At 61.2% G+C, this 18,059-nt stretch carries 17 protein-coding genes; 5 read left to right on the top strand and 12 right to left on the bottom strand.

The window, feature by feature from the left end; all coding sequences use genetic code 11:
- Positions 1–545: 545 nt before the first annotated feature.
- Together AC1RBR_RS05680 and AC1RBR_RS05675 are read right to left on the bottom strand one after the other, a co-directional pair.
- Positions 546–3,614 (bottom strand): efflux RND transporter permease subunit, encoded by a 3,069-nt coding sequence (locus AC1RBR_RS05680; protein ID WP_492563383.1) that lies wholly within the window; start codon positions 3,612–3,614, stop codon positions 546–548.
- Between the two features lie 6 nt (positions 3,615–3,620).
- Entirely contained in the window at positions 3,621–4,721 is a 1,101-nt protein-coding gene (locus tag AC1RBR_RS05675; RefSeq protein ID WP_027611010.1) for an efflux RND transporter periplasmic adaptor subunit, read from the bottom strand.
- Positions 4,722–4,815: 94 nt separating this feature from the next.
- On the opposite strand from AC1RBR_RS05675, the gene AC1RBR_RS05670 reads away from it, so the two are divergent.
- Positions 4,816–5,451, top strand: coding sequence for a TetR/AcrR family transcriptional regulator (locus AC1RBR_RS05670; RefSeq protein ID WP_223008220.1), 636 nt, complete (start codon positions 4,816–4,818; stop codon positions 5,449–5,451).
- Positions 5,452–5,555: 104 nt separating this feature from the next.
- Here the strand turns inward: AC1RBR_RS05670 and AC1RBR_RS05665 are convergent, their stop codons facing one another.
- Entirely contained in the window at positions 5,556–6,338 is a 783-nt protein-coding gene (locus tag AC1RBR_RS05665) for a class I SAM-dependent methyltransferase (protein WP_492563381.1), read from the bottom strand.
- A gap of 93 nt (positions 6,339–6,431) precedes the next feature.
- On the opposite strand from AC1RBR_RS05665, the gene AC1RBR_RS05660 reads away from it, so the two are divergent.
- Complete coding sequence (locus AC1RBR_RS05660) at positions 6,432–7,052, top strand: hypothetical protein (protein WP_045122152.1); 621 nt, start codon at positions 6,432–6,434, stop codon at positions 7,050–7,052.
- A gap of 4 nt (positions 7,053–7,056) precedes the next feature.
- Here the strand turns inward: AC1RBR_RS05660 and AC1RBR_RS05655 are convergent, their stop codons facing one another.
- From AC1RBR_RS05655 to ppc, 7 genes are all read right to left on the bottom strand, one after another.
- Positions 7,057–7,749, bottom strand: a complete 693-nt coding sequence (locus AC1RBR_RS05655) for an extensin-like domain-containing protein (protein WP_492563379.1) — start codon at positions 7,747–7,749, stop codon at positions 7,057–7,059.
- Positions 7,750–7,751: 2 nt separating this feature from the next.
- The gene (locus AC1RBR_RS05650; RefSeq protein WP_492563378.1) at positions 7,752–8,588 is read right to left on the bottom strand and encodes an isocitrate lyase/PEP mutase family protein; all 837 of its coding nucleotides are present in this window, start codon (positions 8,586–8,588) and stop codon (positions 7,752–7,754) included.
- A 33-nt stretch (positions 8,589–8,621) separates the two neighbouring features.
- The gene (locus tag AC1RBR_RS05645; RefSeq protein ID WP_115986522.1) at positions 8,622–9,482 is read right to left on the bottom strand and encodes a DUF72 domain-containing protein; all 861 of its coding nucleotides are present in this window, start codon (positions 9,480–9,482) and stop codon (positions 8,622–8,624) included.
- Complete coding sequence (locus AC1RBR_RS05640) at positions 9,482–9,790, bottom strand: hypothetical protein (protein ID WP_003222071.1); 309 nt, start codon at positions 9,788–9,790, stop codon at positions 9,482–9,484. Before AC1RBR_RS05640 ends, AC1RBR_RS05645 begins: the two co-directional genes overlap by 1 nt.
- 256 nt (positions 9,791–10,046) lie before the next feature.
- Positions 10,047–10,721, bottom strand: a complete 675-nt coding sequence (tsaB, locus tag AC1RBR_RS05635; RefSeq protein WP_492563376.1) for a tRNA (adenosine(37)-N6)-threonylcarbamoyltransferase complex dimerization subunit type 1 TsaB — start codon at positions 10,719–10,721, stop codon at positions 10,047–10,049.
- 93 nt (positions 10,722–10,814) lie between these two features.
- Entirely contained in the window at positions 10,815–11,465 is a 651-nt protein-coding gene (adk, locus tag AC1RBR_RS05630; protein WP_102900560.1) for an adenylate kinase, read from the bottom strand.
- Between the two features lie 289 nt (positions 11,466–11,754).
- The gene (gene ppc / locus AC1RBR_RS05625; protein WP_166496626.1) at positions 11,755–14,385 is read right to left on the bottom strand and encodes a phosphoenolpyruvate carboxylase; all 2,631 of its coding nucleotides are present in this window, start codon (positions 14,383–14,385) and stop codon (positions 11,755–11,757) included.
- A 213-nt stretch (positions 14,386–14,598) separates the two neighbouring features.
- Between ppc and AC1RBR_RS05620 the strand changes: the two genes are divergently transcribed.
- From AC1RBR_RS05620 to lptF, 3 genes are all read left to right on the top strand, one after another.
- On the top strand, positions 14,599–14,943 hold the full coding sequence (locus AC1RBR_RS05620) for a hypothetical protein (protein WP_003222064.1): 345 nt from the start codon (positions 14,599–14,601) through the stop codon (positions 14,941–14,943).
- A gap of 366 nt (positions 14,944–15,309) precedes the next feature.
- Entirely contained in the window at positions 15,310–15,714 is a 405-nt protein-coding gene (locus AC1RBR_RS05615) for a DUF4398 domain-containing protein (RefSeq protein WP_481396578.1), read from the top strand.
- A 56-nt stretch (positions 15,715–15,770) separates the two neighbouring features.
- The gene (gene lptF / locus AC1RBR_RS05610; protein ID WP_007964218.1) at positions 15,771–16,559 is read left to right on the top strand and encodes a lipotoxin F family OmpA-related lipoprotein LptF; all 789 of its coding nucleotides are present in this window, start codon (positions 15,771–15,773) and stop codon (positions 16,557–16,559) included.
- A gap of 138 nt (positions 16,560–16,697) precedes the next feature.
- Here lptF and AC1RBR_RS05605 read toward each other — a convergent pair whose 3' ends face one another.
- Together AC1RBR_RS05605 and AC1RBR_RS05600 are read right to left on the bottom strand one after the other, a co-directional pair.
- Positions 16,698–17,027, bottom strand: a complete 330-nt coding sequence (locus tag AC1RBR_RS05605; RefSeq protein WP_007964217.1) for a PA3694 family proteiin — start codon at positions 17,025–17,027, stop codon at positions 16,698–16,700.
- Complete coding sequence (locus AC1RBR_RS05600) at positions 17,024–17,929, bottom strand: alpha/beta hydrolase (protein WP_492563374.1); 906 nt, start codon at positions 17,927–17,929, stop codon at positions 17,024–17,026. Before AC1RBR_RS05600 ends, AC1RBR_RS05605 begins: the two co-directional genes overlap by 4 nt.
- Positions 17,930–18,059 lie beyond the last annotated feature (130 nt).

Here is an 18,059-nt window from a genome sequence, read left to right as displayed (position 1 = left end):
GCCCGCTCCCACCTTTGGATTGGGTGTGGGTAGTTGCAGATTGGTCGGCTACTAGGCCGCCATCGCGAGCAGGCTCACTCCTACAGTGGGATTGGGTGCAGGCAGGTCGGCTGTCAGGCCGCCACCGCGAGCAGGCTCACTCCTACAGAAAAGCAAAAGCCGACCGCATGCTTTTCACCACTCAACAGGATGAGCGCAAGCTCGGCTGCAGCTCTTGATCTTGCGGTGCCGGCCCCTTCGGCAGGCTGAGTGGAGGGGTTTATCCGGGGGTGGGAGCGCAGCGACCGTTTGGCGAAGCCAAATGCATCGAGAGGAGGTGCAGCGAAGCAAACCGGAGGCGATGCGCCCGGATGAACCCCGCAACGAAGGAACCCGAGCCTAGGCGAGGGCCGTACGCCGGGGCCCAGCGTTTTGGTTACTTTTGGGCGTCTGCAAAAGTGACTCGCTGTAAGAGCGAAACCGCCAGCGGCAGCACCCGAAGAAACGGATATTCACAAAGAACACCCAGAACATGGTCGGCCCAAAGGCCGCCACGTCCAAAACCATCAAGCGTCACGACGCACTCGGAACCAGGCCGCATACAAAGCAGGCAAAAACAAAAGCGTCAAAGCCGTAGCCACAATCAACCCCCCCATGATCGCCACCGCCATCGGCCCGAAAAACACACTGCGCGACAAAGGAATCATCGCCAAAACCGCCGCCAAAGCCGTCAAGACAATAGGCCGAAACCGCCGCACCGTCGCCTCGATAATCGCCTGCCAAGGCTTGAGACCAGAGGCAATATCCTGCTCGATCTGATCCACCAGAATCACCGAGTTGCGCATGATCATCCCCGACAGCGCAATCGTCCCCAGCATCGCCACAAACCCGAACGGCTGGCGGAACACCATCAGAAACAACACCACCCCGATCAACCCCAGCGGCGCCGTCAGAAACACCATCGCCGTACGCGAAAAACTGCGCAGTTGCACCATCAGCAACGTCAGCACCACCACAATGAACATCGGCACCCCGGCATTCACCGACTTCTGCCCACGCTCCGAATCCTCCACCGTCCCGCCAACATCCAGCAGATACCCGTCAGGCAATTCAGCACGGATCGGATCCAGCGTCGGCTCGATCTGCCTGACCAGGGTTGCCGGTTGCTCCTTGCCATAAATGTCCGCCCGCACAGTCACGGTTGGCAGACGATTACGGTGCCAGATGACCCCTTCCTCAAACCCGTATTCCAGCGTGGCAATCTGCGACAACGCCACACTGCGACCGTTATCGGTCGGCACCGCCAGACTCGGCAGCAACGACAACTCGGTACGCTCATGCACCGTGCCGCGCAGCAGAATCTCGATCAACTCGTTGTCCTCGCGATACTGGCTGACACTCGAACCCGTCAGTGAACTCTGGAGGAATTTCGCCAGATTGGCCGTGCTCACACCGAGCGCCCGCGCACGATCCTGATCAATGTTCAGGTACACCACTTTGCTCGGCTCTTCCCAATCCAGATGCACATTGACCACGTGCGGGTTCTCGCGCACCTTGGCCGCCACTTTGCGCGCCAGCGCACGGACTTCCTCGATGTGTTCACCGGTGACGCGGAACTGCACCGGATAGCCAACCGGCGGGCCGTTTTCCAGACGCGTGACCCGCGAGCGCATGGCCGGGAATTGCTCGTTAAGGGTCTCGATCAACCAGGTGCGCAGAGTCTCGCGCTCCTCGATGTTTTTCGCCAATACCACAAACTGGGCGAAGCTCGCTGCCGGCAGTTGTTGATCCAGCGGCAGGTAAAAACGCGGCGAGCCGGTGCCGACATACGCCACATAGTTATCGATACCGGCGTGATCCTTGAGCAGCGCTTCCAGGCGTTTGACCTCGGCCGTGGTGTTGGCCAGCGACGCGCCTTCAGCCAACTTCAGATCGACCATCAGTTCGAGTCGATTGGAGGCCGGGAAGAACTGCTGCGGCACGAAACGGAACAGCATCACCGACGCGATGAACAGACCTACGGTCAGCACAATCACGGTTTTTCGATGCGCCACGCACCACTCCACCAGACGTCGCACCCGTTGATAGAACGGCGTGCCATAAGGGTCGGCCTGGCCGTCGGTCGTACCGTGTTTGGCCGCATGAATTTTTGCCAGATCCGGCAGGAGTTTTTCCCCCAGATACGGCACAAACATCACTGCCGCCACCCATGAGGCGAGCAACGCGATGGTCACCACCTGAAAGATCGAACGGGTGTATTCGCCGGTGCCGGACTGCGCGGTGGCAATCGGCAGAAAACCTGCGGCGGTGATCAGCGTACCGGTAAGCATCGGGAACGCGGTGCTGGTCCAGGCGTAGCTCGCAGCCTTGATGCGGTCGAAGCCCTGCTCCATTTTGATCGCCATCATTTCCACGGCGATGATCGCGTCGTCCACCAGCAAGCCCAGCGCCAGCACCAGCGCGCCGAGGGAGATCTTGTGCAGGCCGATCCCGAGGTAATACATGCAGGCGAAGGTCATCGCCAGCACCAGCGGAATGGTCAGCGCAACGACCATGCCGGTGCGCACGCCGAGGGAGAAGAAGCTCACCAGCAACACGATCGCCAGCGCCTCGACCAGCACCTGGACGAACTCGCCGACCCCGGTTTTCACCGCCGCCGGTTGGTCGGACACCTTGCGCAGTTGCATGCCGGCCGGGAGGTTTTTCTGCAAACGCGAGAACTCGCCTTCCAGCGCTTTGCCCAGCACCAGAATATCGCCGCCGTCCTTCATCGCCACCGCTAGTCCGATGGCGTCCTCACCCATAAAACGCATGCGCGGCGCCGGTGGATCGTTGAAACCACGATGCACATCGGCGACATCGGAGATGCGGAACGTCCGATCACCGACGCGGATCGGGAAGTTCTTGATCTCCTCGACCGTCTGGAAATTCCCTGAAACCCGCAATTGCACACGCTCGCTGCCGGTCTCGAAGAAGCCGGCGGTGGACACAGCGTTCTGCTCTTCCAGTGCCTGCTGCACCGCCGCCAGTGGCAAGCCAAGGGTGGCGAGTTTGACGTTGGACAGCTCGACCCAGATCTTCTCGTCCTGCAAACCGAGCAGATCGACCTTGCCGACATCTTTGACCCGTTGCAGCTGGATCTGGATGCGGTCGGCGTAATCCTTGAGCACCGCGTAGTCGAAACCGTCGCCGGTCAGCGCGTAGATATTGCCGAAGGTAGTACCGAATTCATCGTTGAAAAATGGCCCCTGAATCCCCGGCGGCAAGGTCTGGCGAATGTCGCTGACCTTCTTGCGCACCTGATACCACAGGTCGGGAATTTCCTTGGAGTGCATCGAGTCGCGGGCAATGAAGGTGACCTGCGACTCGCCCGGGCGGGAGAACGACACGATGCGCTCGTACTCGCCGGTTTCCATGAGTTTCTTTTCGATGCGTTCGGTGACCTGACGCGAGACTTCCTGCGCGGTCGCCCCCGGCCAACGGGTCTGGATGACCATAGCCTTGAAGGTGAACGGCGGGTCTTCGCTCTGGCCGAGTTTGGTGTAGGACAAGGCGCCGACGATGGCCAGCAAAAGCATCAGAAACAGTACGATCTGGCGATTACGCAGCGCCCATTCGGAAAGGTTGAAGCGCATCGGGACTTACTCCTTGTCCGCCAGATTGACCACACGGTTGGAGCGATCCACTGGACGCACCTGCTGGCCTTCGAGCAATACGTGAACACCGGCGGCGACTACCCAGTCGCTGGCATTCAGGCCTTCGAGCACCGGCACGCTTTTCTCGCCAAACGGGCCGATACGCACTGGAGTCTTTTTCAAGGTGTTGTTGGCGTTGACGACCCAGACGTAGGTTGCGCCATTTTCTGCGGTCAGCGCCGAGAGCGGCACCGACAGCGGCACGGCATCGGCCGATTGCACAAACACCCGGGCGCTCTGGCCGAGCTCCGCTGGGACTTTGCCGCTGGTGAACGAGATGCGCGCAGCGAAGGTACGGGATTTCGGATCGGCTGCCGGCGACAGCTCACGAATCTGCCCGGCGAAGCGCTGGTTCTGCTGGGTCCACAGTTCAACGGTCACTGGCTGGCCGACCTTGAACCGCCCGAAGCTCTGCTCCGGCAGGCTGATCGACACTTCGCGCTCGCCATCGGTGGCGAGGGTGAACACGGTTTGCCCGGCGGCAACCACTTGTCCGACTTCCACCGAACGCTTGGCCACCACGCCGTCCTGCGGCGCGCGCAGTACGGCGTAACTGGCCTGGTTGGTCGAAACGTTGAATTCGGCCTTGATCTGCTTGAGGCGCGCTTCGCCGGAGCGGTAGAGGTTTTCCGCGTTGTCATAGGCGGAACGGCTGACCATCTGCCGCTCCATCAGCGTCTTGTAACGGTCACGCTCGGCGCGCACCAGATTCAGGTTGGCTTCGGCGGCGGCGACCTGTGCGCGGGTGGCTTCGAGTTGCAGGCGCACGTCCTGCGGATCGAGCTCGGCCAGGGGCTGATCGGCCTTGACGCGCTGGCCTTCTTCGACCAGTCGTCGGCTGACTTTACCGCCAATGCGGAACGCCAGATCCGGTTCGTAACGGGCGCGAACCTCGCCCGGATAACTTTCCATCGCCTGCGCAGAAGGCTCTGGCTGCACCACCATGGCCGGTCGAACGCTGACTTGCGTCGCCTCTTCCTGACCGCATGCGGACAATAAAACAGCCAGGCTGACTGGCACGGCAAACGACAACGCATGGCGGAACATGGTGACGGACCTTTCGCTAATGGTGCTTGGAATATTTATACTGGCCGGTATGGTATTAATAGCAAACTCACCAGTCCAGTATTAAAAGCGAAGAATGTCGAACAATCTTGCAGCTCCAAACGGCCCGGGCCGTCCGAAGGATCCGGCCAAGCGTCGGGCGATCCTCGACGCGGCGAAAACCCTGTTTCTGAGTCACGGCTACGCCAACACCAGCATGGACGCGGTCGCCGCCGAGGCTGGCGTGTCGAAACTGACGGTTTACAGCCACTTCAACGACAAGGAGACGCTGTTCTCCTCCGCCGTGATGGCCAAATGCGAGGAGCAACTTCCGCCGCTGTTCTTCGAATTGCCCGCCGGAATCCCCGTGGAAAATGTGTTGCTGAACATTGCCCGAGGCTTTCATCAGCTGATCAACAGCGACGAGTCGGTGAATCTGCACCGCTTGATGATGGCGCTGGGCACGCAGGATCCGAAGCTGTCGCAGATCTTCTTCGAGGCCGGCCCCGAGCGCATGGTGCAAGGCATGGAGCGGCTGCTGAAACGCATCGACGAAACCGGCGCGCTGCGCATCGATCAGCCGCGTAATGCGGCCGAGCATTTCTTCTGCCTGATCAAGGGCGCGGGGAATTTTCGCTTGTTGTATTGCTGCGGTGAGCCGCTGAGCGAAGAAGCTTCAGAGAGTCATGTGCAGGAAGTGGTGGGGTTGTTCATGCGGGCGTATCGGCCCTGATTTTGCGGTGTGGCGGCTGCCCTCTTCGCGAGCAAGCCCGCTCCCACATTTGAAATGCATTCCAATGTGGGAGCGGGCTTGCTCGCGAAGGGGGCGACTCGGTCTCAGGCCTTGAGCGCTTTCTTCGGGTAGATGTCATACCGACTGGATTTGCCATCCAGCGCATGACTCGGTTTCGGCCCTTCAATACACGGCGCCTTGCGCGGGCGCTTGACCACCACCCGGTGTGTCGCCAGGGCCAGCGCCGCTTCGAGCAGTGCCGGCGCATCCGGATCATCCCCGACCAGCGGCCGGAACAGGCGCATTTCCTTCTTCACCAGCGCGGTCTTCTCGCGGTGCGGGAACATCGGGTCTAGGTAGATCACCTGCGGTGGCTCGCCCTCCCAGTTGCGCATGACCTCGATCGAATTGCCCTTGAGCAGCTTCATCCGCGCGACAATCGGCGCCACGTCGAAATCTTCCGCCGCCCGCACCAGACCATCCTCCAGCAACGCGCCGATCAACGGCTGGCGCTCGATCAGGCTCATCTCGCAGCCCAGACTGGCCAGCACGAACGCGTCCTTGCCCAGCCCCGCCGTGGCGTCCAGCACCCGTGGGCGCACACCTTGGGCGATGCCAACTGCCTTGGCGATCATCTGCCCGCTGCCGCCGCCGTACAGACGCCGATGCGCCGCGCCCCCCTCGACAAAGTCCACCCGCACCGGCCCCGGCGCATCCGGGCCGAGCTGTTGCAGCTGCAAACCCTGCTCGCCGACCTGCAAGGCGAACTCGCCGTCGTCCACCTGCAGCGGCAGGCCCAGACGCTCGGCCCACTGCTCGGCTTGCGCTTCAAACGTCGGGCCGAGGGCCTGGACATGGATGCGGCAGGCCGCGGGTTGCTCAATCATGAAAACACGCTCAAAAAAGTTAAGGATCGGCAAAAAGTGGCCGATAAACCAATCAACGCGCATTTTGCCAGAGCTGAGCGTCAACCGAAAAAAATGTCAGGCATTCTTCCCACATCGATTGGCTACATTTCGCCCAAGGGCGACTTCAGCCGTCATAACACTCAAGCATTGGGCGGCGTCAGTCACCTGTGGCAGGATTTCTTTGCCCAGGCGATGGCCGAACAAACGAGTGATGTGGTGCCGGCCTGTGGCACCTTTCCACCGGTTGACCTCAACAGCCCGGAAGAACCGACCCTGGGCAGCGAGCTGCACGCGCACATCGTCGAGCAGCGTCAGTGCGACGTGGTCGACACCGAAGTGCGTCCGCCGGAGCCGCTGTTCCTGCCGATCGCCGAGTTCGAAACCGATCTGCTGGACAAGCCGTTCCCACCGTTCCCGCCAGAAGAACTCAAGGCTCAGCAAGAGCAGCAGGATTTCGACAGCAGCTGGGTACGTCCGATCGTGATCAACAATGGTCAGCCGGTGCCAGAGCCTGGCCCGGCGCCGCAGAAGAAGCCGCTGTACCTGCCGATTGCCGAATTCGACCTCGACCTGCTGCAAAAACCTTATCCGCCGTTCCCGCCGGAAGAAATCGTCGAGCAGCAGAAGGCGCTGGACTTCGATAACGGCTGGGCGCGCCCGATCGTCTTGCAGAACCTGCGCCTCGCCGCCTGATCCCTCAGCGACACACGCTCCAGCGCCCGACATCGACATGAAAGTGATTGCGGTGGGCGGCGTTGTAATCCGGACTCAACACCACACTGAACGCCTCACAGGCGCCATCGCGCACCTGACGTAGAAACTGCGCGTCCTGATTTTGCTTCGGCCAGTCCCTGAGCACGCTGATGCTGCGCCCGTCGGCCAGCCGAAAACCGCTGATATCCAGCGCATCGGCACTGGCATGCCGACTGAGCGCCCCGCTCTCGCGGTTATAGACATTGCGACAGGCAAAGCTGCCGAGGTGATCAAGCCGCGCCACCCTCTGCCCGTAAACAGACTGCGCGGCGGGTTGCAGGCTATGCCGTTCAAACATCGCGTAAGCCACCGCCAGCGGGCAACTGGCGAGGAAGCTGCTGCTCAGCGCCACCTCACCGCCCTGCACGCGCACGGTGCCGATCAGCGGGCACTTGGCGTCAGGGCTGTCGGCTTGCGCGGTGACGCGCAGACCCGAGTTGCTCAGGACTTGTGCGCATAATTCGGGATTGCCGCGCAGGCGCATCAGCTTGAAACCGGTCAGCCAGTTCGGCGCAGCCTTCACGTCCAGCGGCGCCCACGGGTTCCACTCGGCCGGCACGTCGAGCCAGCCGCGCCAGACGCCGACCACGGCACCCGCGATGATCAGCAGTAACGACAGCGCGATCCAGCGACTCATGCTCAGCCTTTGAAAAACTGATTGGCCTTGGCGTACGGCATCGACTGCGACGTAAAGCCGAACGTCCCGCGCTGCTGGATCTCTTCAGCCGCGCGGAAGAACTCGCCAAATGCCGCCAGCGCCAATGCCGAGCCGGTACTGATTCGCCGCACACCCATTTCTTCCAGCGCCTGCACGGTCAGTTTCAAACCGCCGGACATCAGCACATTGACCGGTTTTGGTGCCACCGCGCGCACCACCGCCAGCACCTCTTCGGCGCTGCGCAAACCCGGCGCATACAACACGTCGGCGCCCGCCTCGGCAAAGGCTTGCAGGCGCCGGATGGTGTCGTTGAGATCGGGATTGCCGTGCAGATAGTTTTCCGCGCGGGCAGTCAGGGTGAAGGGAAATGGCAGCGTGTGCACCGCAGCGACGGCGGCTTCGATACGTGCGACGGCGTGTTCAAAGCAATAGATCGGCGCGTCGGCACGGCCCGTGGCGTCCTCGATCGAACCACCCACCGCGCCGGCCTCGGCGGCACGCAACAGGCTTTTCGCGCATTCGGCGGGGTCATCGGCGAAACCGTTTTCCAGATCCACCGCTACCGGCAAATCCGTGGCCGCGACAATCGCCCGGACGTTGGCCAAAGTGTCATCGAGACTCAGGGCGCCGTCAGCCTTGCCCTGGGAAAACGCGTAACCGGCGCTGGTGGTCGCCAACGCCTGATAGCCCAGACTGGCGAGCATCTTCGCCGAACCGGCATCCCACGGGTTGGGAATCACAAAAATCCCCGCACCTTCATGCAGGGCCTTGAAGGCCTGGGCTTTTCGGGTTTGTTCTTGAAGGGCGTGGGCGTCCATCGGCAGGCTCCTGGGCAGGCATGAAAAACCGCCTCAGAGCAGACCAAGTTGCTCGGCGGCGGGTTCTCTGTATAGCTCAGGCAGGGATGGCAGGCCAGGCAAACGTTGCATCAATTGTGCGTGAAAACGTTGCGCCAGCTTCGCCGCCATGACGTTGTCGGCGGTGTGCAGAAAGATGTACGGCGTGCGGCCCTCTTCGATCCACTCGGCGATTTTCGCCACCCACGGCACCAAAAACGGATCGTTGGCTTCCAGCTCCGGGTGGCCGATGAAGCGCACCTGCGGAAATTGGGTGAACGCCGCCGGACGGGTTGGCACCCGCGGCTTTTTCGATTGCGCGTGGATCACCGAAGACTCGGTCGACAGGCAACTGAACAGCGCCCGTGGATCGAGGCAGATGCGCTCCACGCCACGGTCGAGCAGCAGGCGATTGAGCAGGCGTTCGCTCTCGCCCTTGGCGAAGAACTGTTCGTGACGCACTTCCACCGCCAGTGGCCGATCCAGCGCGTCGATGAACGCGGTCAGCTCCGGCAATCGATGCGGGGTGAAGCTTTTCGACAGTTGCAGCCACAGCGGCGAGACGCGCTCACCGAGCGGGCTGAGCAGGTTTACGAAAGTTTCAGCGGCAGTCAGTTGATCACGCAGATCACCGCTGTGGCTGATGTCGCCGGGAAACTTGGCGGTGAAGCGAAAGTGTTCGGGCATGGTCTCGGCCCAACGCTGCACGGTGGCCGGCGAGGGGCTGGCGTAGAAGGTCGTGTTGCCTTCGACGGCGTTGAACACTTGGGAGTAGAGAGCGAGGAAGTCGGAGGTCTTGGCGTCTTCGGGGTACAGATAATCGCGCCAGGCGTTTTCGCTCCAGGACGGACAACCGAGGTAGTAAGGCAGATCCATCAGATGTACAGGTCGAGGCCCAGCACATCCGCATCCCAATCAACAAAACCGGCAGTGCTCAGGTAGCTGGCGAGGGCCATCGCTACGCTTTTGCTCATGGCGCGGTGATAAATCATGTCTTGCTGACGGGCAGGCAGATTGGCCAGGCGTTGTGCGGAGGCTTTGGCAGCGCGGGCGGCCAGTTGCTCTTCAGTCGGGAATTCCAGCTCGCCGTCGATATCGTCGACGGACTCATCCAGCGCCACATTGCCTTTGCGAGGCTTGCGCTTGATCGGGTAGGACTGAGAGGAAAGGCCGTCTATACGCATAATTTCATGCTCGGTATCAATGATGGCAATTTAGCGGCACCTGACCGACTTAGCAAACTGCCGAGTGATAACTAGAACACATAAAGCGCAAAAGGTTTAAAACGGGGAGTTGGAAACTGACGATTGGCAGTGACTTTAAGTGAACACCGAACCTGTGGGAGCGGGCTTGCTCGCGAAAGCGGTGTGTCAGGCACCTGGATAGAGACTGACATGGCCTCTTCGCGAGCAAGCCCGCTCCCACAGGTTTTGTGGTGAATCAGCGAGCCTTGGGGGTGGCGACTTTGTCGCGCAGGTAAACCGGTTGTGCATCGTCTGCCGGGATCGACTCGCCGCGTTCCCAGGCAAACCGCGCCAGGGTCAGCAGGTCTTCGGCGTGAGGCAGCATGCCGGCATCGGAACCGCTCGGTTTGACCGCGATCCGCTCACCGTAACCCCAACCGGTACCGGCACCGAACCATTCGCCGCTGGCATCGGCCGGCAGCGCCGCGACTTCCGGCGGCAGCACCGCTTCGACACCAACCAGACGCATCTCACCGGCCGTCTCGCCGTAGCAGCCCCAATACACTTCATCCATCCGCGCATCGATGGCCGCCGCGACCTGGCTCACGCCGTGTTCGCGATACGCACGTTGCGCCAGTACGGCGAGGTTCGACACCGGCAACACCGGACGATCCAGCGCGAACGCCAGCCCCTGCACCACGCCGATGGCAATCCGCACCCCGGTAAACGCACCCGGCCCGCGACCGAACGCGATGGCGTCTACCGCTTGCAGCGTGGTGCCGGCGTCGGCCAGCAGTTGCTGGATCATCGGCAGCAGTTTCTGCGCGTGCAGACGCGGGATCACCTCGTAATGACTCGTGACCTTGCCGTCATGCAGCAAGGCAACGGAGCAAGCTTCGGTCGCGGTGTCCAGGGCCAGCAAGGTGCTCATCGATGTATCCAAAACAGGTGAGGGAAAAAGTGCGTCAGTATAAACAACTACGGCCCGCAAGCGGGCCGTGGATGATGCAGCCAATCAGCTTTTTCAGCTCAGCGCTTCAAGCACCTTGGCGGTGATCGCTTCAACCGAACCAACGCCCGGAATGTGGCTGTACTTTGGCTTGCCAGCGTTTTTGGCGGACAGGCTCTGATAGAACTCCACCAGCGGCTTGGTCTGCGAATGGTAGACCGACAGGCGATGACGCACGGTTTCTTCGGTGTCGTCCTTGCGCTGCACCAGCTCTTCGCCAGTGATGTCGTCTTTGCCAGCGATTTTCGGCGGGTTGTAGACGATGTGGTAAACGCGGCCGCTGGCCTCGTGAACGCGACGACCGGCGATACGCTGAACGATTTCTTCGTCTTCAACCGCGATTTCAACCACGGCGTCCAGCTCGACACCGGCAGTTACCAGCGCTTCGGCCTGTGGAATGGTGCGCGGGAAACCGTCGAACAGAAAGCCGTTGGCGCAATCCGGTTGAGCGATGCGATCCTGCACCAGCGCGATGATCAGGTCATCCGACACCAAGCCGCCGGCATCCATGATGCTCTTGGCTTGAACGCCCAGCGGAGTGCCGGCCTTGACCGCAGCACGCAGCATGTCGCCGGTGGAGATTTGCGGAATGCCGAATTTCTCGGTGATGAACTTAGCCTGAGTACCTTTACCGGCCCCGGGAGCTCCCAGCAGAATGACGCGCATCGATGTGCTCCTCAATTTTTTATATAGAAAACAACGGGATTCGCCTCTTTGGGCCAATCTTAAAAAACGGGTCGTGGCCGCACAAACGGCCAAAGGCTGATCAAGATACACAGCAGGCTGCGCCCACACAAGACGCCAAAAGTCGGAGAAACCCGCGCCCGCCGCGACCTTGCGACGCGGTAACCCAAGTCGCAACCCCATCATTAACTGTCGCCTGCCCGCACTTTGTGCCTGTGTACAAAGCAGCACCCGGCCTGTGCCCCGGGCGCCTGACACCACCGCAAAAACCTTAGCCGGTATTTCGCAAACCGGCGGCAATCCCCGCCACAGACACCAGCAGCGCCTGCTCCACCGGGCTGCCCTGCTCGACATTCTGTTGCCGTGAACGGGCCAGCAGCTCGGCCTGCAATAGATGAAGCGGGTCGAGGTAAGTGTTGCGCAGACGGATGAATTCCAGGGTATCTGGGCTATGTGCCAGCAGTTGCGACTGCCCGGTCAGACCAAGCACCACCGCGCACGCCTGCGACAATAGGTCGCGTAACTGCGCGCCCAACGGCAGCAGCTCCGGCTCGACCAGCCGCTGATCGTAAGACAGTGCGATGTCGGCGTCGGCCTTGGCCAGGACCATTTCCAGCATGTCGATACGCGTGCGGAAGAACGGCCACTGTTCGCGCATCTGCCCGAGCAACTCGCCCTCGCCGCGCTCCAGCGCCTTGCTCAACGCGGTTTCCCAGCCGAGCCAGGCCGGTAGCATGAGACGAGTCTGGGTCCAACCGAAAATCCACGGAATCGCCCGCAGGCTCTCGATCCCACCGGCACGGCGCTTGGCCGGGCGGCTGCCGAGGGGCAAGCGTCCCAGTTCCTGCTCCGGTGTGGACTGGCGGAAGTACTCGACGAACTGCGGATTCTCCCGCACCACCGCGCGATACGCAGCGACGCCGTCGGCGGCCAGTTCATCCATCAGGTGCCGCCATTCCGGCGTCGGTGGCGGTGGTGGCAACAGCGTCGCTTCGAGCACGGCAGCCAGATACAGATTGAGGTTCTGCTCGGCGATGTCCGGCAGGCCGAATTTGAATCGAATCATTTCGCCCTGCTCGGTGGTTCGGAAACGCCCCGCTACCGACCCCGGCGGCTGCGACAGAATCGCCGCATGCGCCGGACCGCCGCCTCGGCCCACGGTGCCACCGCGACCGTGGAACAACAGCAGTTCGACTTGCTGCTCGCGGCAGATCTCCACCAGCCGCTCCTGCGCGCGATATTGCGCCCAGGCCGCAGCGGTGGTGCCGGCGTCCTTGGCCGAGTCGGAGTAGCCGATCATCACTTCCTGCGGGCCTTGCAGCCTCGCGCGGTAGCCCGGCAGCAGCAACAGACGCTCCATCACCGGCCCGGCGTTGTCGAGGTCGGCAAGGGTCTCGAACAGCGGCACCACACGCATCGGCCTCAGCACACCGGACTCTTTGAGCAGCAGTTGCACCGCCAGCACGTCGGAGGCGGCGCCCGCCATCGAGATCACGTAGGAACCCAGCGAGGCGCCCGGTGCGGCAGCGATTTCCTTGCAAGTGGCGAGCACTTCAGCGGTGTCGGCGGACGGTTTGAAATGCGCCGGCAGCAGTGGCCGGCGATTGCTCAATTCGCGGGTGAGGAAGCTGATGCGCTGTTCTTCGTCCCAGTCTTCGTAGCGACCGAGGCCGAGGTAGTCAGTGATTTCGGTCATCGCCGAGCTGTGCCGCGTCGAATCCTGGCGCACATCGAGGCGCACCAGGAACAGGCCGAAGGTCACTGCCCGACGCAGGCAATCGAGCAACGGCCCGTCGGCAATCACGCCCATGCCACATTCGTGCAGTGAGTTGAAACACAGCTCCAGCGGATCGAGCAGATCGCGGTTGTTGTGCAACACGTCGGCCGGCGCCGGCGTGGTCGCAGTCAGCGACGCATGGGCCCAGTTGCGCGTGGCGCGCAGGCGTTCGCGCAATTGCTTGAGCACCGCCCGGTAAGGTTCGGCGCTGTCGCCGGCCTTGGCCTTGAGCGCGTCACTGGCCTGCTGCATCGACAGTTCGGCGGCCAGATGATCGACATCGCGCAGGTACAGGTCGGCGGCCATCCAGCGCGCCAATAACAGTACTTCGCGGGTCACTGCAGCCGTGACATTCGGGTTGCCGTCGCGGTCGCCACCCATCCACGAGGCAAAGCGAATCGGCGCCGCCTCCAGTGGCAAACGCAGGCCCGTCGCTTCATACAGCGCCTTGTCGGCCTTGCGCATATGGTTGGGAATCGCCTGCCACAGCGAATGCTCGATCACCGCAAAACCCCATTTGGCTTCATCGACCGGGGTCGGCCGGGTGCGGCGGATTTCTTCGGTGTGCCAGGCTTCGGCGATCAGCCGTTGCAGGGTGTTCTGAATCTGTTCGCGCTCGGCGCTGGTCAGGTCGCGATGATCCTGCGCGGCCAGTTGCGCGGCGATCGCGTCGTACTTCTGGATCAGCGTACGCCGCGCCACTTCGGTCGGGTGCGCGGTCAGCACCAGTTCGATTTCCAGGCGCGCCAGTTGCCGCGCCAGCGATTCCGCGCTGTGGCCTTCGTTACGCAGGCGCGCTAGCAGTTCCGGCAGTACGCGAGACTCGAACGGCGCTGGCTGCGACTCTTCGCGGCGATGAATCAACTGATACTGCTCGGCGATGTTTGCCAGGTTGAGAAACTGGTTGAACGCCCGCGCCACCGGCAGCAGTTCGTCTTCGCTCAACTGATTGAGGCTGGCGCTCAGTTCGGCGTCCATCGAGCCACGGCGGTCGGCCTTGGCGCCCTTGCGAATCTGCTCGATCTTGTCGAGAAACTCCTCGCCATACTGGTCACGGATGGTATTGCCTAACAGCTCACCGAGCAGGTGAACGTCCTCGCGCAAGCGTGCATCAATATCGGTCATCAGCAGTTCTCCAGCGGTAATCGGGACGGCGCAGAAACGAATGCTTTGCCCAGAGAGTGCCGCTCTACGGCGCTTCTTACAAGCAGACGACGAAGGGACTTTAAACCTTGGGGCTTGGAGCTAGTCTCAACAGTAAGCCGTACAACGGCTTGCCGCCGGCCCCGCCGGACACTCACCCAGGCCTGCCACGAGCAGGCGCGAAATGAGGTCATCATGAAAATTCGTGAACTCGCCCAGCATTGGGAAGAAAACGCCAAAGGTCGCCTGACCGACACCGGCTACACGATTCATCTGGACGTCGAGGCCGCTGCGCGACTGGCGGCGATTGCCGAGATGTATCCCAAACGCCACCCGGAAGAACTGCTTGGCGAACTGATTGGCGCCGCGCTCGAAGAGTTCGAGGCGAGTCTGCCGTATGTGAAAGGCTCGACGGTGGTGGCCACCGATGAAGAAGGTGATCCGCTGTATGAAGATGTCGGGCCGACGCCGCGGTTTCTGGCGCTTTCGAGGCGGCATTTGCAGGATTTGTCCGCCGCTGCCGGCAAGCAAAAGCACTGACACAACAAAGATCAAACTGTAGGAGTGAGCCTGCTCGCGATAGCGGTGTGTCAGTAGCTATTGATGCTGACTGACACACCGCTATCGCGAGCAGGCTCACTCCTACAGGGGTCGTGTTTTCATCTGGAAAATTGCCTGTTTTCCCCCGCGCGTACCTCTCCCCGCCTCCAAAGTTCCCGACTCAGAGCCTTGTCGGTTCGGTCAAAAAAAATTTTGGCGATAGGCCATCTTTTCTGAACTTTTGAAAAACGCCTCCGGTCGGAACCTGTAACCACGCCTGGAACGAGCGTTTCAAAAACGCGCTTTCACATGACGCTTGCGGCTCCTCGACCAGGATGGATTTTCGGTTTTATCAGGAGTTAAACAATGGAGTTGAAGACCATGAAGACCCAAACCTCGTTCTCCCACCTGCGCGGTCTGAAACTGGCTGCTCTGGCTATCGGTACCAGCTTTGTTCTGGCCGGTTGCGCCGGTAACCCGCCGACCGAGCAGTACGCCGTGACTCAATCGGCCGTCAACAGCGCCGTCAGCGCCGGTGGTACCGAGTTCGCAGCAGTGGAAATGAAGCAGGCTCAGGACAAGCTCAAGCAAGCCGAAATCGCCATGCACGACAAGAAGTATGAAGAGGCTCGTACCCTTGCAGAGCAAGCCGAATGGGACGCTCGCGTAGCAGAACGCAAGGCTCAGGCTGCCAAGGCCGAACAGGCTGTGAAGGATTCCCAGAAAGGTGTTCAGGAACTGCGTCAGGAAAGTCAGCGCACCGTGCAGTAAGCGCGCATCCCGAATCGCAAAGCTGAAACTTTTATCGATAGAAAGGACGACAAATTATGCGTAAGCAACTGATGATCCCCGCTCTTCTGGCCGCAAGCGTTGCCCTGGCTGCCTGCTCCACCCCGCCTAACCCTAACCTGGAACAGGCGCGCACCAACTACGCCGGCCTGCAGGCCAACCCACAGGCAAGCAAAGTCGCTGCCCTGGAAACCAAGGACGCCAGCGATTACCTGGACAAGGCCGACAAGGCTTATCTGGACAAGCAAGACGCGGCCAAGGTTGACCAACTGGCCTACCTGACCAACCAGCGCGTGGAAGTGGCCAAGCAGACCATCGCCCTGCGCACCGCTGAGAACAACCTGAAAAACGCTGCTGCGCAACGTGCTCAGGCGCGCCTGGACGCTCGTGATCAGCAGATCAAACAACTGCAGCAGAGCCTGAATGCCAAGCAGACCGATCGCGGTACCCTGGTGACCTTCGGTGACGTGCTGTTCGCCACCAACAAGGCCGACCTGAAATCCAGCGGTCTGGTGAACATCAACAAACTGGCGCAATTCCTCCAGGAAAACCCTGATCGCAAAGTGATCGTCGAGGGTTACACCGACAGCACCGGCGCAGCTTCGTACAACCAGTCGCTGTCCGAGCGTCGTGCCACCTCGGTACAAGTCGCTCTGATCAAGATGGGCGTCGATCCTTCGCGCATCGTGGTTCAGGGTTATGGCAAGGAATACCCGGTTGCCGATAACAGCAGCGTCTCGGGTCGTGCAATGAACCGTCGTGTGGAAGTGACCATTTCCAACGACAACCAGCCAGTGATGCCACGTTCGGCAGTCAGCTCGAACTAAGCAACACGCGCTAACGCAAAAGCCCCGCCTGAGTGATCAGGCGGGGCTTTTTAAGATCAAAAGATCGCAGCCTTCGGCAGCTCCTGCATTGGAATGCATTCTCCTGCAGGAGCTGCCGAAGGCTGCGATCTTTTGCTTTTATGGTTCGAGTTTCTGCGGGGTTTCCTGGCCCATGCAGCGCACCGCTTTTTTCTGCGCATTGATCAGCACACCGGTCAGGCCTTTCTGCTCGGTGTCGAACAGCACCAGCACGCCATCAATGCACTGCGCCACTTGCGGCGCCGGGTCCAGCGAGACTTTGTAGTCTTCGCCCGGCACGGTCTTGAGCATGGTGAACTCGTTGAGCAGCAGCGCATCCTCGGGTTTGGCGAAGTGCAGGTAGCCGTAGTACCACAGCGCCCCGACCGTGCCGAGGATGCTGCAGATACCGGTGATGATCAGCGGGATGGCGTTACGTTCTTCAGTCATTGCGGACTCTCATCTTCAGAATTCGGAGGTTGCGGATAATTCGGGATCTCGCCGAGGCGGCGCAGGCCGTTGAAGTGTTCGGGATCTTCCAGATAACGCAGCATCACCTGCCGCCAGACCGGGTCGCCGAAGGTCTGCACGTGACCGCCGCGGGTCAGCTGCAGCACGCGTGGTGGCGGCGCAGCCTGATACAGGCGGATGCCGTTGGACATTGGCACCAATGGGTCATCGATGCTGTGAAAGATCAGTTTCGGCACGCCCTTGAGCTGCGGCATCGAGTTGATCGCGCTGTCACTGTCCGGCACCAGCCACGACAGTGGCACCTGGAATGGCCAGGTCAGCCATGAAGTGCTGAGGGCGTACTGGCCGACACTGCGGTAACTGGCGGGCACACCGTCGAGCACGAAAGCCTTTAGCTGTTTCTGCCGCTCGGGGTGCTGCACCAGCCAATGCACGGCCATCGATCCGCCGAGGCTCTGGCCGAGCAGGATCAGCGGTTTGCCTTTGACCTCTGGCGCCTTGTCGAGCCAGGCGAACGCGGCGTCGATGTCCTGATAGATCGCCGGCAGACTCGGTTCGCCCTCGGACAAGCCGTACCCGCGATAGTCCACCAACAGCACTTGATAGCCGTTTTTCGGCAACCACCAGCTGCCGCCGAGGTGCATCGGCAGATTACCGCCGTTGCCGTGCAGGTGCAGCACTGTGCCTTTGACCTCGACCCCGGGTTTGGCCGGCAGCCACCAGGCGTTGAGCTTCAAGCCATCCGCCGTGACCAATGTGACGGTGCGGTATTCGAGCCTGGCTTTTTCCGGGGTAAAGATCTGGCCCGGTTCGGGGTAAAACAGCAGCGAACTGCAACCGCTGAGGGTCAGGAGCAGGCAAAGGATGCCGAGGATTCTCATCCGGTGAAACCTCGCAGAATTCGAATTGGAATACAGTCAAAAACTGTAGGAGTGAGCCTGCTCGCGACAGCGGTGTGCCAGTCGATATTTATGTTGATTGACACACCGCTATCGCGAGCAGGCTCACTCC

This window comes from Pseudomonas sp. GW823-FHT01D03 (assembly GCF_058798255.1).
Note: the sequence above shows the minus strand (reverse complement) of the source record. Positions and strands in the feature narration are given on the sequence as shown.